Origin of the sequence: Cupriavidus gilardii, assembly GCF_017598945.1 — a bacterium.
In the GTDB taxonomy this organism is placed as follows: Bacteria; Pseudomonadota; Gammaproteobacteria; order Burkholderiales; family Burkholderiaceae; genus Cupriavidus; species Cupriavidus gilardii_E.
In genome coordinates this window covers 135,379-161,002 of sequence record NZ_JAGFTW010000010.1, presented here as the reverse complement: position 1 = coordinate 161,002, position 25,624 = coordinate 135,379, and the positions used below count along the sequence as shown (strand labels likewise).

The 25,624-nt window shown below is 67.9% G+C and carries 23 protein-coding genes and 1 tRNA gene; 13 read left to right on the top strand and 11 right to left on the bottom strand.

What is annotated here, in order from left to right; all coding sequences use genetic code 11:
• Positions 1-39 precede the first annotated feature (39 nt).
• Together J5T34_RS05425 and J5T34_RS05420 are read right to left on the bottom strand one after the other, a co-directional pair.
• Positions 40-1,188 (bottom strand): acyl-CoA dehydrogenase family protein, encoded by a 1,149-nt coding sequence (locus J5T34_RS05425; protein WP_208578942.1) that lies wholly within the window; start codon positions 1,186-1,188, stop codon positions 40-42.
• Positions 1,189-1,323: 135 nt separating this feature from the next.
• Positions 1,324-2,136 (bottom strand): IclR family transcriptional regulator, encoded by an 813-nt coding sequence (locus J5T34_RS05420; protein ID WP_208578941.1) that lies wholly within the window; start codon positions 2,134-2,136, stop codon positions 1,324-1,326.
• Positions 2,137-2,340: 204 nt separating this feature from the next.
• On the opposite strand from J5T34_RS05420, the gene J5T34_RS05415 reads away from it, so the two are divergent.
• From J5T34_RS05415 to J5T34_RS05390, 6 genes are all read left to right on the top strand, one after another.
• Entirely contained in the window at positions 2,341-3,333 is a 993-nt protein-coding gene (locus J5T34_RS05415) for a Bug family tripartite tricarboxylate transporter substrate binding protein (RefSeq protein ID WP_208578940.1), read from the top strand.
• Positions 3,334-3,390: 57 nt separating this feature from the next.
• Positions 3,391-3,819: a Zn-ribbon domain-containing OB-fold protein gene (locus J5T34_RS05410; protein WP_208578939.1), complete on the top strand. Its 429-nt coding sequence runs from the start codon at positions 3,391-3,393 to the stop codon at positions 3,817-3,819.
• Positions 3,816-4,970, top strand: coding sequence for a thiolase family protein (locus J5T34_RS05405; RefSeq protein ID WP_208578938.1), 1,155 nt, complete (start codon positions 3,816-3,818; stop codon positions 4,968-4,970). The genes J5T34_RS05410 and J5T34_RS05405 overlap by 4 nt, the downstream gene beginning before the upstream one ends.
• Positions 4,971-5,044: 74 nt before the next feature.
• A complete protein-coding gene (locus J5T34_RS05400) occupies positions 5,045-5,854 on the top strand; it encodes an enoyl-CoA hydratase/isomerase family protein (protein WP_208578937.1) in 810 nt (269 codons plus the stop codon).
• 42 nt (positions 5,855-5,896) lie between these two features.
• The gene (locus tag J5T34_RS05395) at positions 5,897-6,712 is read left to right on the top strand and encodes an SDR family NAD(P)-dependent oxidoreductase (RefSeq protein WP_208578936.1); all 816 of its coding nucleotides are present in this window, start codon (positions 5,897-5,899) and stop codon (positions 6,710-6,712) included.
• A gap of 66 nt (positions 6,713-6,778) precedes the next feature.
• Positions 6,779-7,804: a LacI family DNA-binding transcriptional regulator gene (locus tag J5T34_RS05390; RefSeq protein WP_208578935.1), complete on the top strand. Its 1,026-nt coding sequence runs from the start codon at positions 6,779-6,781 to the stop codon at positions 7,802-7,804.
• Between the two features lie 67 nt (positions 7,805-7,871).
• Here the strand turns inward: J5T34_RS05390 and J5T34_RS05385 are convergent, their stop codons facing one another.
• The 3 genes from J5T34_RS05385 to J5T34_RS05375 are packed head-to-tail and all read right to left on the bottom strand — an operon-like array spanning position 7,872 to position 11,422.
• Entirely contained in the window at positions 7,872-8,864 is a 993-nt protein-coding gene (locus tag J5T34_RS05385) for a quinone oxidoreductase family protein (protein WP_208578932.1), read from the bottom strand.
• 49 nt (positions 8,865-8,913) lie between these two features.
• On the bottom strand, positions 8,914-9,720 hold the full coding sequence (locus J5T34_RS05380; RefSeq protein ID WP_208578931.1) for an SDR family NAD(P)-dependent oxidoreductase: 807 nt from the start codon (positions 9,718-9,720) through the stop codon (positions 8,914-8,916).
• A gap of 55 nt (positions 9,721-9,775) precedes the next feature.
• On the bottom strand, positions 9,776-11,422 hold the full coding sequence (locus tag J5T34_RS05375; protein WP_208578930.1) for an AMP-binding protein: 1,647 nt from the start codon (positions 11,420-11,422) through the stop codon (positions 9,776-9,778).
• 303 nt (positions 11,423-11,725) lie between these two features.
• On the opposite strand from J5T34_RS05375, the gene J5T34_RS05370 reads away from it, so the two are divergent.
• From J5T34_RS05370 to J5T34_RS05340, 7 genes are all read left to right on the top strand, one after another.
• Complete coding sequence (locus J5T34_RS05370; RefSeq protein WP_244258705.1) at positions 11,726-12,688, top strand: ABC transporter permease; 963 nt, start codon at positions 11,726-11,728, stop codon at positions 12,686-12,688.
• Positions 12,678-13,568 (top strand): ABC transporter permease, encoded by an 891-nt coding sequence (locus J5T34_RS05365; protein ID WP_208578929.1) that lies wholly within the window; start codon positions 12,678-12,680, stop codon positions 13,566-13,568. Before J5T34_RS05370 ends, J5T34_RS05365 begins: the two co-directional genes overlap by 11 nt.
• Positions 13,565-14,644, top strand: coding sequence for an ABC transporter ATP-binding protein (locus J5T34_RS05360; protein ID WP_208578928.1), 1,080 nt, complete (start codon positions 13,565-13,567; stop codon positions 14,642-14,644). The genes J5T34_RS05365 and J5T34_RS05360 overlap by 4 nt, the downstream gene beginning before the upstream one ends.
• Positions 14,641-15,690, top strand: coding sequence for an ABC transporter ATP-binding protein (locus tag J5T34_RS05355; protein ID WP_208578927.1), 1,050 nt, complete (start codon positions 14,641-14,643; stop codon positions 15,688-15,690). Before J5T34_RS05360 ends, J5T34_RS05355 begins: the two co-directional genes overlap by 4 nt.
• Positions 15,691-15,716: 26 nt before the next feature.
• Complete coding sequence (locus tag J5T34_RS05350; RefSeq protein ID WP_208578926.1) at positions 15,717-17,252, top strand: ABC transporter substrate-binding protein; 1,536 nt, start codon at positions 15,717-15,719, stop codon at positions 17,250-17,252.
• A gap of 131 nt (positions 17,253-17,383) precedes the next feature.
• Complete coding sequence (locus J5T34_RS05345) at positions 17,384-17,911, top strand: carboxymuconolactone decarboxylase family protein (RefSeq protein WP_208578925.1); 528 nt, start codon at positions 17,384-17,386, stop codon at positions 17,909-17,911.
• Positions 17,912-17,950: 39 nt separating this feature from the next.
• Positions 17,951-18,820 (top strand): SDR family NAD(P)-dependent oxidoreductase, encoded by an 870-nt coding sequence (locus tag J5T34_RS05340; protein ID WP_208578924.1) that lies wholly within the window; start codon positions 17,951-17,953, stop codon positions 18,818-18,820.
• Between the two features lie 106 nt (positions 18,821-18,926).
• On the opposite strand, the gene J5T34_RS05335 is transcribed toward J5T34_RS05340, so the two are convergent.
• From J5T34_RS05335 to cysS, 6 genes are all read right to left on the bottom strand, one after another.
• Positions 18,927-19,020, bottom strand: a tRNA-Ser gene (locus J5T34_RS05335).
• Between the two features lie 135 nt (positions 19,021-19,155).
• Positions 19,156-20,406, bottom strand: coding sequence for an aspartate kinase (locus J5T34_RS05330; RefSeq protein ID WP_149319263.1), 1,251 nt, complete (start codon positions 20,404-20,406; stop codon positions 19,156-19,158).
• 167 nt (positions 20,407-20,573) lie between these two features.
• Positions 20,574-22,085: a tRNA lysidine(34) synthetase TilS gene (gene tilS, locus J5T34_RS05325; RefSeq protein ID WP_208578923.1), complete on the bottom strand. Its 1,512-nt coding sequence runs from the start codon at positions 22,083-22,085 to the stop codon at positions 20,574-20,576.
• Positions 22,045-23,022, bottom strand: coding sequence for an acetyl-CoA carboxylase carboxyltransferase subunit alpha (locus J5T34_RS05320; RefSeq protein WP_208578922.1), 978 nt, complete (start codon positions 23,020-23,022; stop codon positions 22,045-22,047). The genes tilS and J5T34_RS05320 overlap by 41 nt, the downstream gene beginning before the upstream one ends.
• Before the next feature lie 146 nt (positions 23,023-23,168).
• Positions 23,169-24,092, bottom strand: a complete 924-nt coding sequence (locus J5T34_RS05315) for a DNA-3-methyladenine glycosylase family protein (protein WP_208578921.1) — start codon at positions 24,090-24,092, stop codon at positions 23,169-23,171.
• Entirely contained in the window at positions 24,077-25,465 is a 1,389-nt protein-coding gene (gene cysS, locus J5T34_RS05310) for a cysteine--tRNA ligase (protein ID WP_208578920.1), read from the bottom strand. The genes J5T34_RS05315 and cysS overlap by 16 nt, the downstream gene beginning before the upstream one ends.
• Positions 25,466-25,624: the final 159 nt, after the last annotated feature.

Genomic DNA, 25,624 nt, shown 5'->3' with positions numbered 1-25,624 from the left:
CGACCGCGCGCGTGGAGGCGCAGCAGCCAGGCATCGCGCTCAGGCGATGGCGGACATGCCGAGGATTTCGCGGCCCACGATCAGGGTCTGTACCTCGGTGGTGCCTTCCGGAATCGTGCCGCCGCGCGTGTCACGGAAGATCCGCTCGATCGGATAGTCGGTCGCGTATCCCAGGCCGCCATGCACCTGCAGCGCCATGTCGGCCACCTCGTGGGCGGCCTCGGTGGCGTACAGCTTGGCGATCGAGCAGGCAGTACGCGCATCGTGGTTGGCATCGAGCGCGGCGGCGGCGCGATATCCCAGCGCCCGCGCCGCCTCGACGCGGACCGTCATGTCGACGATATGCTTCTGCACCAGCTGGAAGCTGCCGATGGGCCGGCCAAACTGGGTTCGCGTGCGGGCGTAGTCGATCGACAGGTCGAGCGCGGCCTGCGCCGCGCCCACCGCGCCCATCGCGATATTGACGCGCGCGGCGTCAAGCCCCTTTAGCATGCGCTTGAGGGCGCTGCCCTCGGTGCCGAGCAGGTTGGCGCGCGGGATGCGGACGTTGTCGAAGCTCAGTTCGGCGGTGCCGGTACTGCGCAGCACCATGGTCTCCACCCGCCTGACGTCATATGGCGTGGCCTCGCGTTCGACGATGAAGGTCGACAGCTGTCCGTCGCATTCTGGGCTGAAGGTGCGCGCCACCACGATGACGAAATCGGCAAACGCGCCATTGGTGATCCACAGCTTGCGGCCGTTCAGCACGTATTCGTCGCCGTCGAGGTCGGCACGGGTCTGGATCTGCGCGATATTGGAGCCCGTTCCCGGCTCGGAGATCGCGGTACAGCAACGCCGCTCGTTGCGCAGCAGCGGCTGCAGAAAGCGCGCCTTCTGCTCGGCCGTGCCTTCGCTGGCCAGCTTCAGGATGCCGCCATTGGTGATGTTGAGCATCGTGCGCAGCGACAGCCACGTATAGCCGGCCTCCTCCATCAGCATCGCCCAGGTCAGATGGTCCAGCCCCATGCCGCCCTCGGCCTCGGGCAACCGTCCGCCGATATAGCCGAACTGCGCCAGGCCTTCGAGGATCTCGAAGGGAAAGGTCTGGGCCTTGTCATGTTGCGCGACCAGCGGCGCGACCTCGCTCTTCATGAAGCGACGGATGCTGTCGCGCAACAGCACCTGCTCGTTGTCCGGTACGAAATGCATGGGTTGTCTCCTTTGGTCTTGTTTGCCTCGATGGCATGCATGTTCGCGGCCCGCACCTGCGCGCCGCTTTTACCCCGCTTCTACCCAGTCAATCCTCCCGGCAGGTCGGCGGCCACGGATGGCCCGGGGCGGGCGCTACAGCGCCGGCGCCTTCGCCCTGCCTGTTCGCCGCGGGGCCGCGGCCGGCGGCGACGCCGGCCCCTCCTCCGGTTCCGCACGGAACACGATCGCCTGGACCTCACGCAGAGCCTGCAGCACCGTGTCCTTGTTGGCCCGCAGGCGGTCGACCGGTCCGGCCACCGACAGCGCGAGCGGCTCGCCGCCGACGTAGCCGGCCACCGCCATCGCGCCTAGGCCATCGCCGCCCTCGTTCTCCACCCAGATCCAGCCCTGCCGGCGCGCCTTGGCCACCTGGGCCTCGAGCGTCGCCAGGTCGACGATGGTGCCGGGAGCAATCTTCTTCAGCGGCTTGAGCCGCAACTGCCGCGCTGCCTCTTCCGGCGAGCCAAGGGCCAGGATCGCCTTGCCCAGGGCCGACACGTGCAGTGCCAGCTTGTCGCCGACGTTCTGCATATAGCGCAGCGGATGCCGTCCCTCGGTAAACGCAAGCACCCGCACCACGCCGCCCTCGACGCGGCCGAACAGCCCGGTTTCACCTGTGCGATCGCGCAGCAGCTCGCAGGCTTCGGCGCCGACCGCATAGAGCGGATCGCTCGCCGAAATCTCGCGCGCCACGCTGAGCAGCCGCGCAGTGGGATAGAAGCGGCGGCTGCGCGCCGTGCGCACCAGATAGCCAAGCTCGTGCAGCGTATGGAGCAGATCCGAACAGCTGCTTTCCGGCAGGTCCATCAGGCGCGCCAGGTCGGAATTGGACAACTCGCGCCGCTCGCGGGCGAACACTTCGAGCAGGGCCATCGTACGGGCGGCGGCGGGAACCAGGGTAGGCATAAGGTCTCCGAAATTTCGTAGAAGTACACGAATTATATCGACAGGATTCTCCGTAGCACCGTTGATTACGGCGAAAAAACGCGCCATGTCCTTCGTCGTCGCTTCGTTTTGGGATCGATCTTCGTGCTTGTATGTCTACGAAATACTGGCCTATAGTACGACACACCGAAGTCAAATACAAACGAGAACGACAAGGAGACAGCAATGCAAACCCTGAAACGTGCGCTGGCCAGTGTGCTGGCGACGGTAGCCGCGCTGGGATCTGCGTGGACCTCTGCACCGGCATCGGCCGCGGCATGGCCAAGCAAGCCGATTACCTTCGTCGTGCCTTTCACGCCGGGCGGCATTACCGACAACGTGTCCCGCATGCTGGCCAAGAAGCTGGGCGAGCAGCTCGGACAATCGGTCGTGGTCGACAACAAGCCAGGCGCAGGCGGGTCCATCGGTGTGGAAGCCGCGTCCCGGCAGCCGCCGGACGGCTATACGATGATCTACGGGACGCAGGGCACGCATGCCGCCAATCTGGCGCTGTACAAGAACCTGCGCTACGACCCCGTTGCCGATTTCGTACCGGTGCATGGCATCTCGGCGACGCCGCTGATCCTGGTCGTCAACGCGTCGCTGCCCTTCAAGACCGTGGCGGACCTGGTTGCCTATGCCAAGGCCAATCCCGGCAAGCTGAACTTCGGCTCGGCGGGACCGGGAACCGGCACGCACCTGACGGCCGAGGTGTTTCAGAAGGCCGCGGGCATCAAGATGACCCATGTTCCGTACAAGGGCAGCAACCCGGCCCTGAACGACCTGATCGCCGGCAATGTCGACCTGATGTTCGACTACCCCGTCGTGGTGACGCCGATGATCGAGTCGGGCAAATTACGCCCGCTGACGGTCACCGCGAAGTCGCGGCTCAAGGTGGTGCCCAATGTGCCGACCATCGCCGAGGCCGGCTACCCGGGCGCGGAGACCAGTGCCTGGAGCGCGGTGTTCCTGCCCGCCAAGACGCCGCCCGAGATCGCCAGGCGCCTCGGCGACGAGATCGCACGCGCGATCGCCTCCCCGGAAATGCTGGCCATCACCGAGAAGTTCGGCAGCACGCCGCTGACCGACGTCCGCGATCAGCGGTTGGAATCGATGGTGAAGTCCGAGATGGTGCGCTGGCGCGAGGTGGTGCGCCAGTCCGGCGCCAAGCTCGACTAGCTGCCCTATCCCTGCCATCCGCCACACCCCTCTTCCTCAAACGACCCGTCCCATCCCATGACCGCTACACACGCTGAACCTCGGCCACGCCATCCGACGCTGTACCGGCTCGCCGCCAATGGCCGCTCGCTGGAATTCCTGTACGCACGTTGTCCCGGCTGCCAGCGTCTAACCTTTCCCGCCAACGCACCCGGCTGCATGCATTGCGGCGCGCCCCTGGACGAAGCCGAACAGGTGGGCCTGCCGGGCGAAGGCACCTTGATGGAATACGTCACGCTGCATGTCGCCCTGGTGCCCGGCATGCCGGTGCCGGCCATCGCGGGAGATGTCCGCATCGCCGAGGGCGTCGTCGAACAGGGCGTGATCGGCGTCGCCGACGAAAGCGGCCTGCGGCCCGGCATGGCGTTGACCGCCATCGCGGCATTCGACGATGACGGCCTGACCTACCGCTGCGCGTTCGTTCCCGCCGAGGAGAACCGGCAATGAGCCAATGGATCGAAGGCAATGGTGGCGTCTACGTGGCCGGCATCGGCCTGCACCCCTATCAGTTTCCCAACGACACGCCCTACACCCATCTCGGCCTGACGGCGGTGCGCGCCGCGCTCTCGGACGCGAGGCTGCGCTTCGACCAGGTGCAGAGCGCGTATGTCGGCACCACCTCGATCGGCATGGCCGCGGGCCGCGTGATGCTGCGCCATCTGGGCTCCACCGGCCTGGCCGTGACGCAGGTCGAGAACGCCTCTGCGTCCGGCTCGTTCGCCTTCCGCCAGGCTTGCCAGGAGGTGGCACTGGGCATCAGCGATGTGGTCCTGGCCATCGGCGTCGACAAGCACGGCGACGGACGGCGCGCGGCCAACAAGGATGGACTGGAACGGCTGTCGGATACCGCCACCATTCCGGCGGTGAAGTTCGCGATGATGGCGCGCCGCTATTTGCGCGAGCGCGGCGCCGACCTGCGGGCGCTGGCCAACGTCGCGGTCAAGAACCATGGCAACGCCGCGCGCAACCCGTTCGCGCAGTTCCGCAAGCCGCGCACGCTGGAACAGGTGCTGGCCTCCCCGAAGGTAGTCGGCGACCTGACGGTGCAGCAGTGCTGCCCGCGCGGAGACGGCGCGGCAGCCGTGCTGGTGGTGTCGGGCAACGCATTGCGACGGCTTGGGCTGGAACCGAAGCGCTGCGTGCGCGTGCTGTCGTCGGTGGCCACCAGCGAGCGGGACGAAGCCGAGTATGGCGACGGCGCGATCGAGCTGGTCAGAACCAGCGCCGCCGCAGCGCTGGAACAGGCTGCGGTAGCGCCGCTGGACCTCGACCTGGTGGAGCTGCACGACGCATTTTCGGTGGAGGAGTTGCTGTACAGCGAAGCCATCGGCGTTTGCGGACCGGGCGAGGGAGCGGACTACCTCGCTCGCGGTGATTCGGCAATCGGCGGCCGCTGCGCGATCAACGCGTCCGGTGGACTGATCGGCATGGGGCATCCGCTCGGCCCCACGGGCATCGGCCAGATCGCCGAGCTGACGCGCCAGTTGCGCGGCGAGGCAAGCGGCCGTCAGCACGAGGGCGCGCGGCTGGGCATGGCGCACATGATCGGCCTGGGCTCGGTGGCGATCGCCCATGTCCTTGCCGCCGCGGGCCGGTGAGGCATGGCATCGCCCGCTCACGCGCCCTCACGCTCCGACATGCCACCCATGCCATCACACCAAAGGAAACACGCATGACCGAACCTTCCCTGGCCCCGCTCGACACCTTGCTTTACGAGGTCCGCGACCATGTCGCCGTGGTCACGCTGAACCGGCCCGACCGCATGAACACGCTGGGCGGCAGCATGAAGCCGGACCTCGCCCGCGCCTTCCTCCACTATGCCCGCGAGGACGAGCGCGTGCGCGCCGTGCTGTTGACCGGCGCCGGCGACCGCGCCTTCTGCGCCGGCGCCGATATCAAGGAACGGGCCGGCAACCAGGTGCGGGGCACCGATTACTTCTTCGCGCAGCGCGCCACGCACGACCTGTTCCGCGATATCGAAGCCTTTGAAAAGCCGGTCATCGCCGCCATCAACGGCGTTGCACTCGGCGGCGGCCTGGAATTGGCGCTCTGCTGCGACATCCGCATCGCCAGCGCGACCGCACGTTTCGGCCTGCCCGAGGTCAAGCTGGGCGTGATCCCGGCCGCCGGCGGCACGCAACGGCTTCCGCGGCTGATCGGCGCGGCGCGCGCCAAGGAACTGGTGCTGACGTCCGACCTGATCGACGCCGAGACGGCGCTGCGCTACGGCATCGTGACATCGGTAGTGCCGGCCGAGGCGCTGATGCAGACGGCGCTGTCCCTGGCGCAGCGCATTGCCGAGCAACCGCCGCTGGCAGTGCGCTTCGCCAAGCAGGCCATCGACCGCGGCATGCAGACCGACCTCGATTCGGGGCTCGAATTCGAGCGCTATGCCGCAGCCATGATCATCGACAGCGATGACCGCAAGGAAGGCATGAGGGCCTTCGTCGAAAAGCGCAAGCCGGTCTTTACCGGCCGCTAGGGACACGGCCGCCAACACCCATCAACAGCAAAAAGGAACAGCATGAACCTCGGACTGGAAGGACAAGTCGCCCTCGTGACGGGCGGCGGCCAGGGCGTCGGCCGTCAGATCTGCATCGAATTGGCCAGCGAAGGCGCCTGGGTGGTCGTCAACGACCTCTTTGCCGAACGGGCGCAATCTGTCGCCGGCGACATCGAAGCGGCCGGCGGCCGCGCGCTGGCCGCGCCCGCCGACATCACGCGCCCCGAACAGATCGACGCCATGGTCCGGCAGGCCGCCGAGCATTTCGGCAAACCGGTGAGCGTGCTGATCAACAATGCCGGCATCGTGCCGGAGCGCCGCGAGAAAGGGGGACGCACGCCTCTGTTCCTCGACATGCCGGTGGCCGACTGGGCCAAGGTGGTCGACCTGAACGTCTACGGCACCATGCACTGCTGCCGCGCGGTGCTGCCCGGCATGATCGAACGTGGCGGCGGGCGCATCGTCAATATCATCTCGGAGGCCGGCCGCGTCGGCGAAGCACAGCTGGCCGTCTACTCGGGCGCCAAGGGCGCCATCGCCGCCTTCGGCAAGGCGATCGCGCGCGAGCACGGCCGCCACCGGATCACCGTCAATTCGGTTGCCCTCGGCGCCGTGTCGCACGCCGGCATCAAGGACGGTCCGCTGAGCGTCAACGCCACCGTCGAGACCGACGAACGGTTGGGGAAGATGCTCAATCTCTATCCCATCGCCAAGGGGCTGGGCCGCCTGTGCCGGCCGGAAGATGTGTCTGGCGTGGTGGCGTTTCTCGCGTCCGAACGCGCGTTGTTCGTGACCGGCCAGACGCTGGGCGCGTCCGGCGGCTTCGTGATGCTGTAGCGCGGGCCCTCTTGCTCCTTCGATCGATTGCGTGGCGATATACTTCCGCGCAATCGAAGGAGCGATATGGCGAACAAGCAGATCAGCATCCGGGACGTCGCCGCCCTGGCCGGCGTGTCGGTCGGCAGCGCCTCGCGCGTGATCAATGGCGCGGCCAATGTGACACCGGAGGTCAAGGCAAAGGTCGAACGCGCGATCGCCGCGCTGCGCTACCAGCCCAATCACGCCGCCCAGACGCTGCGCTCGCGCACCAGCAAGACCATCGGGTGCATGTTCTCGGATGTCACCAACCCGCTGTATGCGCGAGCATTCCGGGCGCTCGAGGAGCGCCTGCGCAGCGACGGCTACATGCTGCTGCTGGCCAACGGCCTGAACGATCCGCAACGGGAAATCGACATCCTGCGCACCTTCCAGCTCCGCGGCATGGACGGCGTCATCATCGCGCCGGGCAACGAGCGGCATCCCGGCGTGCTGGAGGCGGTGCGCCAGCTGACCATGCCCGCCGTGATCTACGACCGCGATCTGGACGTCGAGGCCGACGCGGTGCTGTTCGACCACGTCAATGGGGTCAAGGCCGCCATCGCCTACCTGCTGTCGCTGGGCCACCGGCGTATCGCGCTGGCCTTGTGGCAGGTGAAAAGCCGGCCCGTGCGACGGCGCATCCAGGGCTATCGCGCCGCCTTCAAGGCAGCGGGCATGCCGGCGCCGGACCTGATCATCCAGGAAGCCACCTCGACCAGCTCCGCCTTCGACGATGTCTGCCGGCTGCTGCGCGAGGCCGATCCGCCCACCGCCATCCTGGCGCAGGGCACCCATACGCTGACCAGTACCCTGCGCGCGATCAGCAAGCAGGGCTTGCGCGTGCCGGCCGATATCTCGGTCATCGGCATCGGCGACACCGAATTTGCGCAGACCTTCGACCCGCCGGTGACGGTGCTGCGGACACCGACGGACGAGGTGGCCGACATGGCGGCGACGCTGCTGCTGCGGCGCATCGCCGAACGCGACGCCCGGGCCAGGCCGGCGCCCCCGCGCCATGAGCTGATGCCATACGAGCTGGTGGTGCGCGAATCCTGCGGCCCGCGACGCTAGCGTTGGCGCGGTTGGCGACATCGGCCGCGGCGCGCGGTCCCCCTTACCGGGCCGCCGCCCTCCCCGCTCAACGGAGCGCCAGCACGATCTTGCCGAAATGCGTGTTCGCCCGCATCCGCTCGAGCGCCTGCGGCGCCTGTTCCAGCGGATGGACGCTGTCGATGGGAAGCTGCAACCGGCCGTGCGCCAACGGGTCGGACAGGTCGGCGAGCATCCGGCTGGTGATCTCTCGCACCTGCTCCACGGTCCGGGTGCGGAACGTCACGCCGACATAGCGGATCCGCCGCAACGCGTGAAGGTCGAAGTCGAACGTCGCGGCCTTGCCGGCGAGCCGCCCCACATTGACGATGGTGCCGCCCAGCGCGGTCGCCAGCATCGCCGCATTGACCACCGTTCCAGACAACATGTCGATGACCAGATTGACCCCGCGGCCGCCCGTGCGTTCCAGCACCTGGCCGGTCCACCCCTCGTCGCCGGTGTCGACGGCAAGCTGCGCGCCGAAGGGGGCGAGCCTGGCACGCCGCGCGGAATCGGTGGAACTGCCGATGACCAGGGCCGCACCCAACTCACGGGCGATCTGCATGCCCATCAGGCCGACGCCGCTCGCCGCGCCAAGGATCAACACGGAAGTCCCTGCCCGCAGGCCGCCGTGGGTGACCAGCGCATCGTGCATCGTCTGCAGCGCAACCGGCAGACAGGCCGCCTGCCGCAGATCGTCCATGCCTTCCGGAAGCGGCAATACGCGGCCACGGTCCGCGACCGTATAGTCCGCAAAGGCGCCGCGGCCGGATCCCATCACCCGCTGCCCGACGTGCAGGTCCTGGACGGCCGCGCCCACCTGCGCGATCACGCCGGACCATTCCATGCCAAGCACCGTGCCGTCGCCGCCGATGGCGCCATGCCGGGCGCCGGCGGCCATGGCGAGATCCGCGCGGTTCAGCGCGCAAGCCGCCACCTCCACCAGCACCTCGTCTGGCCCGGGCCGCGGCACCGGCATCTGCACGCATGCCGGCGCGCCGTTCCGGCAGATCACTGCCCGCATTGTCTGTCCGCCGTTCATGGCTGCTTGCTCCTCTTGTCGCCGCACGCGTCGAAGCGGCGCATTGCGATCAATACGAATGGCGTCCCGCCGTCGCGCCGGCATCGACCGGCAGCACCGCACCGGTGACCCATGCCGATTCGTCCCCGGCCAGATAGCGGATCGCATGGCCGACGTCCCAGCCGCTGCCCTCGGTGCGCAACAGCGAACGGTTGCGGCGGATCTCGCGTTTTTCCTCGCTCATGCCGTTGGCATAGACCATCGGCGTGTAGACCATGCCGGGCGCCACGCAATTGACCCGGATGCCCTCCTCGCCGTGATGGGCAGCCATGGCGCGCGTCATGTTGACCACCGCGCCCTTGGAGGTCGGATAGAGCAGGCTGGGATGGCCGCCCATCAGGCCGGCCACCGACGCCACATTGACGATGGCGCCGCGCTTGTTCGCGCGCATCGGAGGGATGGCATGGCGCGCCATCAGCATCATCGATGTCACGTTGATGCGCAGCGCGGCGTCCCAGGCGGCGAGGTCGACATCGACTGCGGTGCCGGGCGGCCCGCCGATCCCCACGTTGTTGACCAGGATGTCGACACGCCCCCACCGCGCCACCGCGCGTTCGACCGCGGCCTGGCAATCGGCGTCCCGGCTGACGTCGCACGCGACGACCTCGGCTTCGCCGCCTTCTGCCTCGATCATGCGCCGCGTGACCTCCGCCCATTCCGGCACGTTGTCGATCAGCACCACGCGCGCGCCATCGCGTGCCAGCAGAATGGAAGCGGCACGGCCGTTGCCGATGCCGTCGGCTCGCGATCCGGCGCCCGTCACGATCGCGACGCGGCCCTCCAGGGAACGGCGGTTCGACTGCGTCAGGGTATCCATGTCGATGGTCCTCGAGATTGCATTGACGGGCGGGCCACGGTTGAGCGCGGCCGATTCAGTGCACGGCACGGGCATGGCCTTGCCAGTAACGCTCGCGCAGCCGCTTCTTGTCGGGCTTGCCCAGCGCGGTCAGCGGCAGGTCGGTCACGAAATCGATGCTCTTCGGCGTATTGACGGCGCCCTTCGCGCTACGGACCGCCGCCCTCAGCTCTTCGCGGCTCGCCTGTGCTCCGGCCCGCAGCACCACCACCGCCTTGACGGCCTCCCCCCATTTGTCGTCGGGCACGCCGATCACGGCGGCGGCCGCCACGGCGGGGTGAGCGGTCAGAACGTCCTCGACTTCGCGCGGATAGACGTTGAATCCGCCGGAGACGATCATGTCCTTCTTGCGGTCCACCAAATGGAAATAGCCCGAGGGGTCCTGGTAGGCCATGTCGCCGGTGTGCAGCCAGCCATTGCGCAGGGCCTGCGCGGTCTGCTCCGGCTGCTTCCAGTAGCCGTCCATCACCAGCGGACTGCGCACGCACAATTCGCCCACCGTGCCCCGTTCGACCGGCCTGTCGTCATCGTCGAGCAGCGCCACGGTCACGCCGGGATACGGCATCCCGGCCGAGGTCAGCGTCTCGCCGTCGTCGCGGCAGTGGTCTTCCTGGGTCAGCTGCAGGATGTTGCTGGGGCATTCGGTCTGCCCGTAGCTTTGTGCCAGCACCGGGCCGAAGCGCGCCAGCGCTTCCCGGATGCGCGCCGGCGACATCGGCGCGGCGCCATAGGACAGCGTGCGCAGCGACGAAAAGTCCGCGGTGCGGCTGCGGGGATGGTCCAGCAAGGTGTAGATCATGGTCGGCACCAGGAAGGCCAGATTGGCGCGATGCCGCTCCAGTGCGTCGATAAAGCGCTCGGCGTCGAAACCGCGCTGCAGGATCACGGTGCCGCCGCGCCACAGGGTCGGCACAACCATCGCCCCGGCTCCGTGCGAGATCGGCGTCGGGCACAGCAATCGCACATCGTCCGGCACGCTGCGCGCCGCCAGCAGCAGCACGGCCTGCATCCACATCGAGCGGTTCGACAGCATCACGCCCTTCGGCTTGCCGGTCGTGCCGCCGGTATAGGCGAGCCGGACGATATCGGTCGGCTGCGCCTGCTGGACCAGCGGCACGTGGCCCACGCTGTCGGCATACCGCCAGAAATTGGGCAGAGCCATGCCATCCCCCGGCGCCGTCTCGTGGCAGAACCAGTGGCGGACGTGCGTGCATCGGTCGCGCAACGCCATCGCGCGATCCGCGTAGGCCGGATCGGCGATGAAGACCGACGCCTCGGCATCGTTGACGATGTAGGCGTGGTCGTCGAGGCCGCCCATGCCGTGCAGAGTCACCGAGCGCAATCCGCTCAGATAGGCGGCGGCCATCAAGACGAACATCTCGACGCGATTTGGCGACAGTTGGACCACACCGTCGCCACGGCGCAGTCCCAGCGCAGCAAAGGCGCCCATCGCGCGGCCGATATGCCGGCCAAGCTCGCGATAGGTCCACTGGCAGCCCTCCTCGATGAAGGCGACGCGCTCGGGGAACCGGTCGATCGCGGACAGGATCATGTCGCCGATGGTGCCGCCCTGGTACACGGCGGGCGGCACGATGTCGGCGGAGGTGGTGGCGGGGGTGGCGGCCCGACTTGCAGCGGGCGCGCCTTGTACGGTGGTCGTCATGGTATGCCGTGGATCGCGATTGGAAAGGGGTGCCGCGTTCTCGGCAATGTAGCACGCCATGAAACGATTCATCAACCGCGCATGCGGGGCGGCAAGCGGAAGTTGCCATGGCCAGCCAGCGCATGAACGTAGCGCATATCCGCCTTGCGATCGATGCATGTTCATCGAATTGCCACGGCAACGCAAGACAAAAGAATCGCAAGAACGACGCCAGCCGGCCGCCGAAAGCGCTCGGTATTTTTACCGATGAACCGTTTCATCGGATCGCCTATGCTGGGCGCCATGCAAACCCCAACCACCGCCATGGCGCGATCGACTCTGCGGTTCGGCGGACACGCCTCGCACATTGCCATCGTGCTGATCCTGCTCAGCGCCACGACCTTCCTGATGCTCGAGCTGCTGCCCGGCAATCTGGTCGATGCCCTGCTGGGCGACAACGCGCGCGTCGAGGACATTGCGCGGCTGCAGGCGGAACTTGGCCTGGACAAACCGCTGGCGGAGCGCTACGTGAGCTGGCTCGGCAATGCCTTGCGGGGCGACCTCGGTACCTCGCCGCTGAGCGGCGAGCGCGTGACGGACGCCATCGCGCACCGCCTGCCCGTCTCGCTCGAGCTGATGATCTATGCGCAGGTGCTCGCGCTCGCCCTGGCGGTGCCGCTGGCTCTGTGGGCGGCGTGGCGCGAAGGCGGGGCCGCCGATCGCCTGATCACGACCGGGGCGTTCGGCGTACTGGCGGTGCCGCACTTCGTGCTCGGGTTGATCCTGATCCTCGTGTTCGGCATCTGGCTGCGCTGGTTCCCTGCCACTGGCTTCGTTCCCTTCAGCGACGATCCGCTCGGCAATCTGCGCAGCATGACGCTGCCCGCGTTGACGCTGGCACTGGTCGAGGCGCCGGTGTACCTGCGGCTGTTGCGCAGCGATATCGTCGCCACGCTCGGCCAGGAATTCATCACCGTGGCGCGCGCCAAGGGGCTGCGCGAATCAACCATCCTGTGGCGCCACGCGCTGCGGCCGTCGTCCTTCAGCCTGATCACGGTGATGGGCATCAACATCGGCCATCTGATCGGCGGCGCGGTCATCATCGAAACGCTGTTCGCCCTGCCCGGCGTTGGCCGCCTGCTGATCGAAGCGATCACCAGGCGCGACTACCTGACGCTGCAGGGCGTCGTGCTGTTCATCGGTGTGGCCTTCGTCGGCGTCAACCTGGCCGTCGACGCGCTCTACCGCCTGCTCGATCCTCGCCTGTCCCATCACCATGCCGACTGACACGCTCGACTCCCACGCCGGCGGCAGGCCCGCGCGGCCGGCCGGCGCAACCGGCGCCCTCGGCCGCCGAATCCCCTGGCGCCTGACCGCCCCGATCCTCTGGCTCACGCTGGTGCTCGCCTGTGCGATCGGCGCCGATTGGCTGCCGCTGCCGGCGCCCGACGAAATGGACTTCCTGGCCGCGGAACAGTTGCCCGGTGCCGCACACTGGCTCGGCACCGATCTGGACGGCCGCGACCTGTTGGCACGGCTGACCCATGGCGCGCGGGTATCGCTGACTGTCTGCGTGGCGGCGCCGCTGATTGGCCTGTTGTTCGGGACGCTGCTGGCCATGCTCTCGACGGGTGGCCCCGGCTGGGTGCGCAAGAGCGTGCTGTCCGTGCTCGATGCGATGCTGGCCTTCCCCAACCTGGTCTTCGCACTGGGGCTGACGGTCGTGTTCGGTCCGTCGCTGCGCAATGTCACGCTGGCGCTGGGGATCATGTCGATTCCCGCCTTCGCACGGATCGCGCGGGCCAACATCCTGCCGTTGATGACGCGCGAGTTCGTACTGGCCGCACGCACGGCCGGCGCCTCGACCGCATGGATCATGTTGCGCGAGGTCCTGCCAAATATCTCCATGCCGCTGCTGACCTATGCGCTGACGATGGGGTCGGTAATGATCGTCGCCGAAGGCTCGCTGAGCTTTCTCGGGGTCGGGGTACCGCCGCCGACGCCCAGCTGGGGCAGCATGATCGCCGACGGGCGCGAGGCGCTCGAGCGAGTGCCGCATGTCAGCCTGATTCCAGCCGCCGTGATGTTCCTGACCGTGCTGAGCCTGAACCTGCTGGGCGACGCGCTGCGCCGGCGCGCGGGCGCAGCCACCGGGAGCGTGCGATGAACCCGGATCCAATGAACCGGGCCCAGACCCGCCCCGCCGCGGCCGGCACGACGCTGCTGGCCGTCAGCGGCATGACGGTCGACTTTCCCACGCCCGGCGGACTGCTGCGGGCCCTCGACGACGTCCATCTCGATGTTCCGCGCGGACGCACGCTGGCCGTCGTCGGCGAATCGGGCAGCGGCAAGTCGGTGCTGGCGCGTACGGTGCTGCGGCTGCTGCCGCCCGCCGCGCGCATTGCAGACACCGCCAGCGCCCGGTTCGACGGGACCGACCTGATGCGCCTGCCGCAGGAGGCGATGCGCGCGATGCGCGGCCGTCGCATCGGCATGGTGTTTCAGGATCCGATGACCGCGCTGAACCCGGTGCGGCGCATCGGCGTGCAGCTGGAGGAAGCGCTGCGCGTGCAGCTGCGCATGCCGGCCGACGTCGCGCGCCGCCGCGCGATCGCGCTGTTGCGCGAGGTCGGTATCCCGGCGGCCGAACGGCGCGTCGACCAATTCCCGCACGAGCTGTCGGGCGGCATGCGGCAGCGCGTGGTGATCGCCATGGCGATCGCCTGCGAGCCCGACCTGCTGATTGCCGACGAGCCCACCACCGCGCTCGATGTCACCGTGCAGGCCGCGATTCTCGAACTGCTGCGAAGCCTGCAGCAACGCCGCCAGATGACCATGATGCTGATCACGCACGACCTGGGCGTGGCCGCACACCATGCGGACGAGATGGCGGTGATGTATGCCGGCCAGATCGTCGAGCGAGGCAGCGTGCGCGCCCTGATGCGGCAGCCCCGCATGCCCTATACCGCGGCGCTGCTGCGCGCGGTGCCGTCGCTGCAAGCGGCGGCGCACGCCAGGCTCGACGCTCTTCCCGGCCGGCCGCCGGTCATGACCGTGCGCCAGCCCGGCTGCCACTTTGCCGCGCGCTGCGCGCGGCGGCTCGACGATTGCGATCGCGCGGTGCCGCCCCTGGCGCCGCCCCCAGGGGCGGACCTCCGGCCGCAGACAGCTGTGCGCGCTGCCGACCCGAGCGGTGAGGTAGCACGGCTGTGCCGCTGCTGGCATCCGCTGGAGGGCGCATGAACGACGCTCGCGTGACCGCCCTGCCGTCCGCCGCCGCCACCTTGCTGTCGGTGGAACATCTGCGGCTGTCGTACCGTCTTTCCGACGGCCGGCGCATGCGAGCGGTCGACGACGTCTCGTTCACCCTGCGTACCGGCGAGACGCTTGCGCTCGTGGGCGAATCCGGGTGCGGCAAATCCTCGGTGGCAAAGGCGATGATGCGGCTGGTGCGGCCCGAAGCGGGACGCGTGTTGCTCGACGGCGTGGATCTCGCCAGCTTGCCCGAGCGCACGCTGCGCAAGCTGCGCCGGCGTTTCCAGATGATCTTCCAGGATCCGGTGTCGTCGTGGAATCCGCACCGACGCATCGGCGATGCGCTGATGGCACCGCTGAAGCTCAATGGCTTGTACCGGCGCGGCGACAGCGAGGCACGCGTGCGTACCGTGCTCGAGCAGGTCGGCATGGACCCCGACGGCGTGCTGCGGCGCTATCCGCGCCAGTTCTCCGGCGGGCAGTGCCAGCGGCTGTCGATCGCACGAGCCCTGCTGCTCGACCCCGCGCTGCTGGTCTGCGACGAGCCGGTGTCCGCGCTCGATGTTTCGGTCCGGGCGCAAGTCCTCAACGTATTGAACGCGCTGCAGCGCGAACTTGGCCTCGCGATGCTGTTCATCTCGCACGATCTGGCCGTGGTGCGCAATGTGGCCGATCGCATTGCGGTGATGTATCTGGGGACGCTGTGCGAGACCGGGCCGGCCGCCGACGTGCTGGAGCGCCCCACGCATCCGTACACCGCGGCCTTGATCAGCGCCGTGCTGGAACCCGATCCCGACGCGCCACGCCAGCGCATCGCGCTGCAGGGCGACATGCCGTCACCGCTCGCGGTACCCGGCGGCTGCCGCTTTCGCACCCGCTGCCCGCGCGCCGCGGCCGTCTGCAGCGACAGCGCACCGGTGCTGACCTCCCTGCCAGGCAGGCCCGAGCAGCGCGTCGCCTGCCATTTCCCGCTCGACACGGCCGGTCGCAACGCAGCGGCAGCGCCGATACCGATCCAGACGGCAGTCCTGTGACCAGACGCCAACCCAAGGAGATATCGATGAACACCAGCGCGTTGCGGCTTGCTGCCATGCTGATCGCCGTCTGCACGGCCGGCGCCTTCAGTAGCGGAGCCCTAGGGCAACAGCGAGGCGGCACCCTGACGATCGGCACCGAGGCGGAGTTCAGCGGCTTCAATCATCTGACCGCCAAGATCTTCAACCAGAACACGGCCGCGCCCGCCTCCTCGGTCATGGAGACCCTGTTCGCCTATGAGGGCAAGCAGATCGTGCCCCGCCTGGGCCTCGCGCTGCAGGAGGCGCCCGATCGCATGAGCGCGACGGTGACGCTGCGCAAGAACGTCAAGTTCCACGATGGCACGCCGTTCAACGCCGAGGCCGTGGCCTTTCACTACAACCGGTTGCTCGCGCCCGATTCAGGCGTCAACGTGTCGATGATCGCGCCGGTGAAAGCCGTCGAGGTGGTCGACGAGCACACCGTGCGCTTCGTGCTGAAACATCCATGGACCGCCCTGCGCTCGGCGCTGGCGCTCGAAGGACTGACCAACTTCATCGGCTCCCCGACCGCGCTGCGGCGGGACCCGGCCGGCTTCCATCGCAAGCCGATCGGCACCGGCCCCTTCGTCTTCAAGGAATGGCAAGCCGGCGACCGCATCGTGATGGAACGCAATCCGGCCTACTGGGATGCGCGGTTGCCCTACCTCGACCGGGTGATCTACCGCGTGCTGCCCGATGCCAACACGCGCTATCAGAGCATCCGTTCGGGCGAAGTCGATATCGGCCGCATGGATACCGCCACGCATGTGCTCGACGCGAGGAAGGACCCGTCGCTGAAGGTCCACAGCTACGAGGGATCGGGAGCGATCTCCTGGAACTTCAACAACAGCAAGCCGCCCTTCGACGACAAGCGCGTACGGGCAGCCGTCGTGCACGCATTCAACAGCCAGGCGATGGTGGACACCTTCTTTCTTGGCACCACCCAACCGACGCGCGATCTGCTTGGCGCCAATTCGGAGTGGCACTGCCCCAACCTGAAATGGCGAAGCTACGACCTGGCACGCGCAAAATCCCTGGTCAAGGAAGTGGGCAAGCCGATCTCGTTCGAGCTGGTCAGCACCAATACGCCGGCGGGACGACGCCAGGCCGCGATGGTCCAGCAGTTCGTCAAGGCGGCCGGCATGGACGCCCGCATCCGGCTGGTGGAGCAAAGCCAGAACGTGCGCGTGGGCCTGAGCGGCGACTACCAGATGGATGTCTGGCGCTTCTCCGATATCGGCGGCGATCCCGATCTGGTGCTCTCGTACTACTTCGGCGGCGAGGCCGGCGAGCCCGTCAGCCGGCACGACACCAGCCAGGTCGACCCGCTGCTGGCGAAGGCGCGCATCGAAACCGACCGGGCCAAGCGCCATGCGATGTATTGCGAGGTCGCGCAGAAGGTGTCCGATGAAGCGTTCCAGTTGATTCCGGTCCGGGTCACCTATTTCGCCGTCGCGCGGCCGTACGTCAAGGGCCTGCCCCCGATGCAGAACAGCCTGATCCGCGTGCGCGCGATGTGGCTCGACAAACCCGCGCAATAGCTCGCCGAACTCGTCGAAGCCGCCTTCATGGCTTCACGCCTTCACGCCTTCACCACGCAGTACAAACCGAACGCTCGCCCGCGGTCCGCTGGCGAGGCACCTTTGCCGTCGTCCCACTTGCAGGAGCCCTTATGGCCCGTATTCCGTACTTCGATCTTGCGCAGGCCCCCGCCGACTATCTCGAACGACTGAAGGGACGGCCCCCGTTGAACCTGTATCGCATGCTGCCGCACGCCGGTCCCAGCGCATCAAATGGATTCCTGGCGCTGGGCAGCGCCATTCTGCGCGACAACGCGCTGGACTCCCGTCTGCGCGAAATCGTGATCCTGCGGGTAGGCCTGCTCAGCGGCGCCAGCTATGAGGTCCACCAGCACAAAAGAGTGGCGCGCAAGGTCGGACTCGCCGAAGACAAGATCGCGGCACTGGAGCCCGGCGCCGACCAGTCGGCCCTGTCGCCACTGGAACGCTTGCTGGTGGCCTTCACCGACGAGGTTGTGCACCAGGTCAAGGCGTCGGAGGTCACCTTCAACGCGCTGGCGGCGCAGCTCAGCCACCGGGAGCTGAGCGAGGTGCTGCTGACCATCGGCTTCTACATGCTGGTCAGCCGCTTTCTGGAAAACCTGGAAATCGATCTCGAACCGCCCGGCGCGATTTCCTGAACCAGCCCCTCCTACCTTCAACGTACCCGGAGCCCCGCCATGCATCTGCCTCCCAACGACATCGATCCCTCCGTTCAGATCTTCGCCGAATCGCTCGGCCGACAGCCCGGCCGCGGACGGCTGCAAGGCCGCCGCGTGCTGGTGATCGGCGCCGGCCAGCGCGCCATTCCCGAGCCCTCGCCGCCGGTCGGCAACGGCCGTGCCATTTCGATGCTGTTCGCACGCGAAGGCGCCAGCGTGGCCTGCGTCGACATGTCGGAAGCCGCGGTGCGGGAAACCTGCGAACTGGTGCAGGCCGAAGGGGGAAAGGCGCGTCCCTACGTGTGCGATGTGAGCCAACCCGACACCATCGCGCCGCTGGTCGCGCGCGTGGCTGCGGAGCTCGGCGGCCTCGATGGTATGGTCCTCAATGTGGGAATTTCTGGGGCGCTGAGTCTGGCCGATCAGAGCGCGGCTGCCTGGGATCGGGAATACGCCGTCAACGTGCGCAGCCATATGCTGTTCAGCCAGGCTGCGCTCGGCATCATGGAACCGGGCAGTGCCATCGTGCTGATGTCGTCGCTGGCCAGCCAGCGTTGTACCGGCCGCAATCCCGCCTACGAGTCGTCGAAGGCGGCGCAGGTCGCGCTGGCTCGCAGCATTGCGGCCGCCGGGGAGCCGCGCGGCATCCGCTGCAATTCGCTGCTGCCTGGCTTGATGGATACGCCGATGGGGCGCGATGCGAGTCGGCGCCGGCCGGCGCGCGCAGCGACCGTGCCCTTCGGCCGTCAGGGCACCGGCTGGGAAGTGGCCTACGCCTGCCTGTTCCTGATCTCGCACGAGTCCAGCTACGTCAATGCGCACGCGATGCTGGTGGACGGCGGGCTGGGGGTGGGCGTGGTGCACGCCGTTCCGGACAACGCGGCCTAGACATTCGCGGAAGCCGGCCTTGCAGAGGTCTCGTGCCGGGCCCACAAAAAACAAAACCCCGGAAGACCGCGATCTTCCGGGGTTCCGCCGCCATGTACTGATGTACTGGCGGAGACGGAGGGATTCGAACCCTCGATCCAGGTTTTGGCCCGGATGCTCCCTTAGCAGGGGAGTGCCTTCGACCTCTCGGCCACGTCTCCCAAACTTGCGTTGTGCGAGGGAGGCCGCACAACGAAGCGCGTATTCTAGCGAGGGTGCGGCAATTGGTCAACGACGAATCGATGACAACGGCACTTGCGCACCCTCGCCAAACCGGCACCCGAAGGCGCCGGAAATCAGGCCTGCTCCAGCTCGAACGCCTTGTGCAGCGCGCGCACGGCCAGTTCCATGTACTTCTCGTCGATCAGCACCGAGATCTTGATTTCCGAGGTCGAGATCATCTGGATATTGATGCCCTCTTCCGACAGCGTGCGGAACATCTTGCTGGCGATGCCGACATGCGAGCGCATGCCCACGCCGACCACCGACACCTTCGAGACCTTCGGATCGCCCGACACGCTGGCCGCGCCGATATGGCCCTTGACCGCGTCGTTCAGGATCGCCAGCGAGCGCTGGTAGTCGCCGCGCGGCACGGTGAAGGTGAAGTCGGTCTTGCCCTCGACGGACTGGTTCTGGATGATCATGTCGACGTCGATATTGGCGTCGGCGATCGGGCCCAGGATCTGGTAGGCGATGCCGGGCTTGTCGGGCACGCCGAGAACGGTGATCTTGGCTTCGTCACGGGCAAAGGCGATGCCGGAGATGACGGCTGCTTCCATGTCAGGGTCTTCCTCAAAAGTAATCAGCGTGCCCGAATGCATTTCCTGCTCGAGCGGCATCAAGGGGTCGGTCAGCGACGACAGCACGCGCGTCTTGACGCGGTATTTGCCGGCAAATTCCACCGAGCGGATCTGCAGCACCTTGGAACCGAGGCTGGCCATTTCCAGCATTTCCTCGAAGGTGATGCGGTCCAGCCGGCGCGCGTCTTCGACCACGCGCGGGTCGGTGGTGTAGACCCCGTCCACGTCCGTATAGATCAGGCACTCGTCGGCCTCGATCGCGGCCGCGATGGCGACGGCCGAGGTATCGGAGCCGCCGCGGCCCAGCGTGGTGATATTGCCCAGCGCGTCGATGCCCTGGAAGCCGGTGACGATCACCACGCGGCCGGCGTCGAGATCGCCCAGGATGCGCTCATCGTCGATCGATTCGATGCGTGCCTTGGTGTACGACGAATCGGTCTTCACCGGGACCTGCCAGCCGGTATAGCTGATCGCGTCGATGCCCTCGCCGTGCAGCGCGATGGCCAGCAGCGCGACGCTGGCCTGTTCGCCGGTCGAGGCCAGCATGTCGAGCTCGCGCGGATCCGGCTGCGGCGAAATCTCCTTGGCGAGTCCCAGCAGGCGATTGGTCTCGCCCGACATGGCCGAAGGCACCACGACTACGCGGTGACCGGCGCGGTGCCACTTGGCCACGCGCTTGGCGACATTCTTGATGCGTTCCGTGGAACCCATCGAAGTGCCGCCGTATTTGTGAACGATGAGAGCCATCTTGTTGTCGACGCCAGCGATTGTGCAAAACCACTGAAAATACACCAAGCACTGGCGCCCGGCAAGGCGGAATAGCGTTGTTTCGCCTTGTCAAGCCTTGCGGGAACGATGTCCCGTGCGGTAGGCGGCATGGCGGGCGCGAGCGAAGGACGCGCTCGACGGGCCGGTCACTGCGCCGGTCCGATCTCCGGGCGCCAGGCGTGCCACTCGACCCGCCAGCGCGGCGCGGGCGCCGCGTCCGGCCAGCGGCGATGCATGCCGAGCCCGGCGGCCAGCACGATTTGCTCTCCCCTCTCCCCCGCGCGCAGCAGCGGCAGATACGGACGGCGCCAGGCCGGCACGGCGGCCTCCTGATAGGCCTGCTTCAGCGCCCGGGCCGGGCCGCCGGGCCGCAGCACGATGCGCTCGCCCCCGGCGCGCGGTCCCAGCGTCAGCGGCTCGCGCAGCACGGCCTCGGGGATGCCGAAGGTATCGTCACGGGTGAAGCGCAGTTCGCCGTGCCAGGCCGGAACCGCCAGGCTGCCCTCCCCGGCCCACTGCAGTGCGACCGTCTCCACGGGCGGCGCCCCGGGCGGCACGCAGGCCAGCGCCCGCGAGCGGAAGCGGCGCAGCACCAGGCCATCGTGCGGCAGCGCCGGTTCGCCGCCATGGTGGGCGATCAACTGTTCGCGCATCGCCGCCAGCCGGGCCACCGACGGCGCCCGCACGCCGAGGTCGCGCAGCCACAGCCGCAGCACGGCGTCGCCCTGCGCCGCCGGCAACGCGCGCAGCCCGTCGAGGTCCAGTTCGGCCAGCGTCGACGCATCGCGCCCCGGATGCGCCAGGCTCGCCAGCTGGCGAGCCGCCAGCGCATCGAGCGCCTGCGCGGCTTCGGCCAGATGCGCGGCGGCCTGCGCAACATTGGCGCGCAGCGCCGGGAAAGCGGCGAGCAGGCCCGGCAGCTGCTGGCGCAGCGCATTGCGGGCGAAGCGGGTGTCGTCGTTGGAGGGATCGTCGATCCAGCGCAGGCCGTGCGCACGGCAATAGGCCTCGATGTCGCGCCGCTCGACTTCGAGCCAGGGGCGCAACAGCGCGATGTCGCGCTGCTCGGCCAGGCGGCGCTGCGCCGGCATGCCGGCCAGGCCGTGCACGCCGCTGCCGCGGAACAGCCGCATCAGCACGGTCTCGACCTGGTCGTCCAGATGATGGCCGAACAGCAGCCAGCCGACGTCGTGCTGCTCGCACAGATCAGTCAATGCCTGGTAGCGGGCGCGCCGGGCAGCGGCTTCCAGCCCTTCTCCATGCGCGGGTACGACCGTCACCCGGGCCGCGCGGTATTCGATGCCCCAGTCGCGACACAGCTCGGCGCAGAAGCGGTCCCATTCGTCGGCCTGGGCTTGAAGGCCGTGATGGACGTGCAGGGCCAGCAGGGGCGCAGGCTGCGCATCGTCGACGCGCGTGGCGGCCAGCGCGGCGCGGGCCGCATGCAGCAGCGCGACCGAATCGCGGCCGCCCGACAGCGCCACCGCCACCGCCCTGCCATCATGCGCACCATATTGGCCGGCCCCGGAAACGACAAAGGCCGCACCGGCCTGCAGGGCCTGTGCGACCTTGTCGGTCAGCGTGGCGGTCGGATCGCGCAAGCCGGGCGCGGCGGGATCAGCCGTGGCCCTGGGCGCCGGTTTCCTTGAACTTGCCATAGGCCATCAGCCGCTCGTGGCGGCGTGCCTGCAGTTCCTTGACGCTCATGCCCTGGAACTGGCGCAGCGACTCGGCCAGCGAACGCTTGAGCATCGCGGCCATGGCCTTCGGATCGCGGTGCGCGCCGCCCAGCGGCTCGTTGACGATCTTGTCGATCAGGCCCAGCGCCTTCAGGCGATGCGCGGTCAGGCCGAGTGCCTCGGCGGCTTCGGGCGCCTTCTCGGCCGTCTTCCACAGGATCGAGGCGCAGCCTTCCGGCGAAATCACCGCGTAGGTGGCGAATTGCAGCATCTGCACCACGTCGCCTACGGCAATCGCCAGCGCGCCGCCGGAACCGCCTTCACCGATGATGGTGGCGATCAGCGGCACCTTCAGGCCGGCCATCACGTACAGGTTGTGGCCGATCGCCTCCGACTGGCCGCGCTCTTCGGCATCAATGCCCGGGAACGCGCCCGGCGTATCGACGAAGGTGAAGATCGGCAGGCCGAACTTGTCGGCCAGTTCCATCAGCCGCTTGGCCTTGCGATAGCCCTCGGGCTTGGACATGCCGAAGTTGCGCAGCGCGCGCTCCTTGGTGTCCCGGCCCTTCTGGTGGCCGATCACCATGCAGGCCTGGCCGTTGAAGCGGGCCAGCCCGCCCACGATCGACAGATCGTCGGCGAAGGCGCGGTCGCCGTGCAGTTCGTGGAAGTCGGTAAAGATCTCGCGCACATAGTCCAGCGTGTAGGGACGCTGGGGATGGCGAGCGATCTGGGCCACCTGCCACGGGGTCAGGTTGGCGTAGATGTCCTTGGTCAGCTGCTGGCTCTTGCCGGCCAGCCGCGAAATCTCTTCGGAAATGTCGACCGCCGAGTCGTCCTGCACGAAGCGCAGTTCTTCGATTTTTGCCTCGAGTTCGGCGATCGGCTGCTCGAAATCCAGAAAGGTGGTTTTCATTGAATCACGCGTACCTGTCTGTGAAGGGGCGCATTCTACCGGAATTTCCTGGCGCTCCGGGGGCCGAAATCGCCCCGAATGCGCCGAATTCGCCGCCTGAAGATGGTGAAAGGAGCACTTTCGTGCTCCGGCTATCGAATGCCAGACTAGTAAGTGACAGGCAGCGGATCAAGGCTGCGCCACATGTACCAGGTCGCCACGGTGCGCCACGGCTCCCAGTTGGCCGCGACTTCCCGCGCCTCGCTGCGCGTGACCGGCTCGCCGCTGAAATAGTTGGCCGAGATCGCGTTGATCAGGCCGATGTCGTCCAGCGGCAGCACGTTCGGCCGCATCAGGTTGAACATCAGGAACATCTCCGCGGTCCAGCGGCCGATACCGCGGATCTGCGTCAGCTCGGCGATCACCGCCTCGTCGTCCATCTCGGCCCATTTGTCGACATGGACGCGCCCCGCCTTGAAGTGCTCGGCCAGATCGACGATGTACTCGGCCTTGCGGCGCGACAGGCCGCAGGCGGCCAGCTTGTCGACGCCGGCGCGCAGCAGTTGCGCGGGGGTCAGCTTCGGACAGGCCGCGGCCAGCCGCTCCCACACCGATTGCGCGGCCTTGACCGAGATCTGCTGCCCGACGATCGAACGCGCCAGCGTGACGAAGGGATCGCCGCGCGAGACCAGATGGGCCGGCCCGTAGGTCGGGATCATCTTGCGCAGAATGCGGTCGCGCTTCATCAGGTCGGCGCAGGCCTCGTCCCAATAGGCGGGACGCACGGCGCCCTCGACCGTCTCGACCGGCAGCGGAATCGCCGCGGCCTCGGGCAGAGTCTTGCCGGCGCGCGCGGTCTTCAGGGTCGGCTTGCCGTCGGCCTTGGTCACGCTGCGGCTCTTGGGAGCCGTGGGCGCGGAGGGCGCGCTGGACGCGGCCGTGCCGCCGGCGGCCGGCGCCTTGGCGACCTTTGCTGGCTTGGTCGCCTTGGCGGCCTTGATGGCCGGTTCTCCGGTGGCCCGCGCCGGCTTGGCGGTCCTGGCCGCCGTGCCGGGCGTCTTGCGCACGGCAGCGTTCAAGCACGCCTCCATTCGGTCACGCCGCCCGGCTTGTCCTCGAGCACGATGCCGGCCTCGAGCAGCTCGGCGCGAATGCGGTCGGCCTCGGCGAAATTGCGATCGGCCTTGGCCTGCTTGCGCGCCGCGATGCGCGCCTCGATCTGCTCCGGCGCGATGCCGCCCGCATCGGCGCCGCCCTGCAGGAAGGCGTGTGCATCGCGCCCGAGCAGGCCGAGCGTGGCGGCCAGGCCCTTCAATTGCCGTGCCGCGGCGGGCGAGCCGCTGCGATTGACTTCGCCGGCCAGGTCGAACAGCACCGAGACGGCGATCGGCGTATTGAAGTCGTCGCCCATCGCCTCGGCGAAGCGGCGCGCGTGCGGCTCGTCCCAATCGAGCGGTTGCGTGTCGGGCTGCACGTCCTTGAGCGCCGTGTACAGGCGGGTCAGGCCGTGGCGCGCGTCGTCCAGGTGCGCGTCGCTGTAGTTCAACGGGCTGCGGTAGTGCGCGCGCAGGATGAAGAAGCGCACCACCTCGGCGTCGTACTGCTTGAGCACATCGCGAATCGTGAAGAAGTTGCCGAGCGACTTCGACATCTTCTCGTCGTTGATGCGCACGAAGCCGTTATGCATCCACACGTTGACGAAGGGCTTGCCGCTGGCGCCTTCGGACTGCGCGATCTCGTTCTCGTGATGCGGGAACTGCAGGTCGGCACCGCCGCCATGGATGTCGAAATGCTCGCCGAGCAGCGCGCAGCTCATCGCGGAGCATTCGATATGCCAGCCCGGACGGCCGACGCCCCACTTCGACGGCCACTTGCTTTCGGCCGGCTCGCTGTCCTTGGCGGACTTCCACAGCACGAAGTCGAGCGGGTCGTGCTTGGCATCGTTGGCCGCCACGCGCTCGCCGGCGCGCAGGTCTTCCAGCGACTTGCCGGACAGCTTGCCGTAGCCGTTGAACTTGCGCACCGCGTAATTGACGTCGCCGTCGCTGGCCTGATAGGCCAGACCCTTGGCCTCGAGCTTGCCGATGATGTCGAGCATCTGCGGCACGAACTGCGTCGCGCGCGGCTCGTGGTCGGGGCGCTGGATGCCCAGCGCGGCCGCGTCCTCGTGCATATAGCCGATGAATCGCTCGGTCAGCTCGCCGATGGTCTCGCCGTTCTCGGCGGCGCGGCGGATGATCTTGTCGTCGATGTCGGTGATGTTCCGCACATAGGTCACCTCGTAGCCGGCGGCGCGCAGCCAGCGCTGCACCATGTCGAACACCACCATCACGCGCGCATGCCCGACGTGGCAGTAGTCGTACACCGTCATGCCGCAGACATACATGCGGACCTTGCCGGGTTCGATGGGCACGAAGGGCTGTTTCTCGCGCGCGAGCGTGTTGTAGATGTTCAGTGGATGCATGAAACGAGGTGTTCGAAGAGAATGCGTGGCGCCCGCCGCGCGGCAGCCGGAGCCGACTTGCCGGTTGCCCGCCGGTCGATCGGCGGGGCCGCAGCGTCGTGGCCGCCGGCGTCGACATCGGTTCGCCGAGCGAGGCCATATCTTACCGGAAGCCTTCGC

Excerpts from the sequence above, each read along its gene's own strand:
- J5T34_RS05365 (WP_208578929.1), top strand. The coding sequence starts at position 12,678 with ATGCCGACTGACACGCTCGACTCCCACGCCGGCGGCAGGCCCGCGCGG.
- J5T34_RS05420 (WP_208578941.1), bottom strand. The coding sequence starts at position 2,136 with ATGCCTACCCTGGTTCCCGCCGCCGCCCGTACGATGGCCCTGCTCGAA.
- J5T34_RS05340 (WP_208578924.1), top strand. The coding sequence starts at position 17,951 with ATGCATCTGCCTCCCAACGACATCGATCCCTCCGTTCAGATCTTCGCC.
- J5T34_RS05405 (WP_208578938.1), top strand. The coding sequence starts at position 3,816 with ATGAGCCAATGGATCGAAGGCAATGGTGGCGTCTACGTGGCCGGCATC.
- J5T34_RS05400 (WP_208578937.1), top strand. The coding sequence starts at position 5,045 with ATGACCGAACCTTCCCTGGCCCCGCTCGACACCTTGCTTTACGAGGTC.
- J5T34_RS05345 (WP_208578925.1), top strand. The coding sequence starts at position 17,384 with ATGGCCCGTATTCCGTACTTCGATCTTGCGCAGGCCCCCGCCGACTAT.
- cysS (WP_208578920.1), bottom strand. The coding sequence starts at position 25,465 with ATGCATCCACTGAACATCTACAACACGCTCGCGCGCGAGAAACAGCCC.
- tilS (WP_208578923.1), bottom strand. The coding sequence starts at position 22,085 with ATGGCAAGTTCAAGGAAACCGGCGCCCAGGGCCACGGCTGATCCCGCC.
- J5T34_RS05355 (WP_208578927.1), top strand. The coding sequence starts at position 14,641 with ATGAACGACGCTCGCGTGACCGCCCTGCCGTCCGCCGCCGCCACCTTG.
- J5T34_RS05350 (WP_208578926.1), top strand. The coding sequence starts at position 15,717 with ATGAACACCAGCGCGTTGCGGCTTGCTGCCATGCTGATCGCCGTCTGC.
- J5T34_RS05320 (WP_208578922.1), bottom strand. The coding sequence starts at position 23,022 with ATGAAAACCACCTTTCTGGATTTCGAGCAGCCGATCGCCGAACTCGAG.
- J5T34_RS05390 (WP_208578935.1), top strand. The coding sequence starts at position 6,779 with ATGGCGAACAAGCAGATCAGCATCCGGGACGTCGCCGCCCTGGCCGGC.
- J5T34_RS05410 (WP_208578939.1), top strand. The coding sequence starts at position 3,391 with ATGACCGCTACACACGCTGAACCTCGGCCACGCCATCCGACGCTGTAC.
- J5T34_RS05395 (WP_208578936.1), top strand. The coding sequence starts at position 5,897 with ATGAACCTCGGACTGGAAGGACAAGTCGCCCTCGTGACGGGCGGCGGC.
- J5T34_RS05315 (WP_208578921.1), bottom strand. The coding sequence starts at position 24,092 with ATGGAGGCGTGCTTGAACGCTGCCGTGCGCAAGACGCCCGGCACGGCG.
- J5T34_RS05360 (WP_208578928.1), top strand. The coding sequence starts at position 13,565 with ATGAACCCGGATCCAATGAACCGGGCCCAGACCCGCCCCGCCGCGGCC.
- J5T34_RS05385 (WP_208578932.1), bottom strand. The coding sequence starts at position 8,864 with ATGAACGGCGGACAGACAATGCGGGCAGTGATCTGCCGGAACGGCGCG.
- J5T34_RS05375 (WP_208578930.1), bottom strand. The coding sequence starts at position 11,422 with ATGACGACCACCGTACAAGGCGCGCCCGCTGCAAGTCGGGCCGCCACC.
- J5T34_RS05415 (WP_208578940.1), top strand. The coding sequence starts at position 2,341 with ATGCAAACCCTGAAACGTGCGCTGGCCAGTGTGCTGGCGACGGTAGCC.
- J5T34_RS05425 (WP_208578942.1), bottom strand. The coding sequence starts at position 1,188 with ATGCATTTCGTACCGGACAACGAGCAGGTGCTGTTGCGCGACAGCATC.
- J5T34_RS05380 (WP_208578931.1), bottom strand. The coding sequence starts at position 9,720 with ATGGATACCCTGACGCAGTCGAACCGCCGTTCCCTGGAGGGCCGCGTC.
- J5T34_RS05330 (WP_149319263.1), bottom strand. The coding sequence starts at position 20,406 with ATGGCTCTCATCGTTCACAAATACGGCGGCACTTCGATGGGTTCCACG.
- J5T34_RS05370 (WP_244258705.1), top strand. The coding sequence starts at position 11,726 with ATGGCGCGATCGACTCTGCGGTTCGGCGGACACGCCTCGCACATTGCC.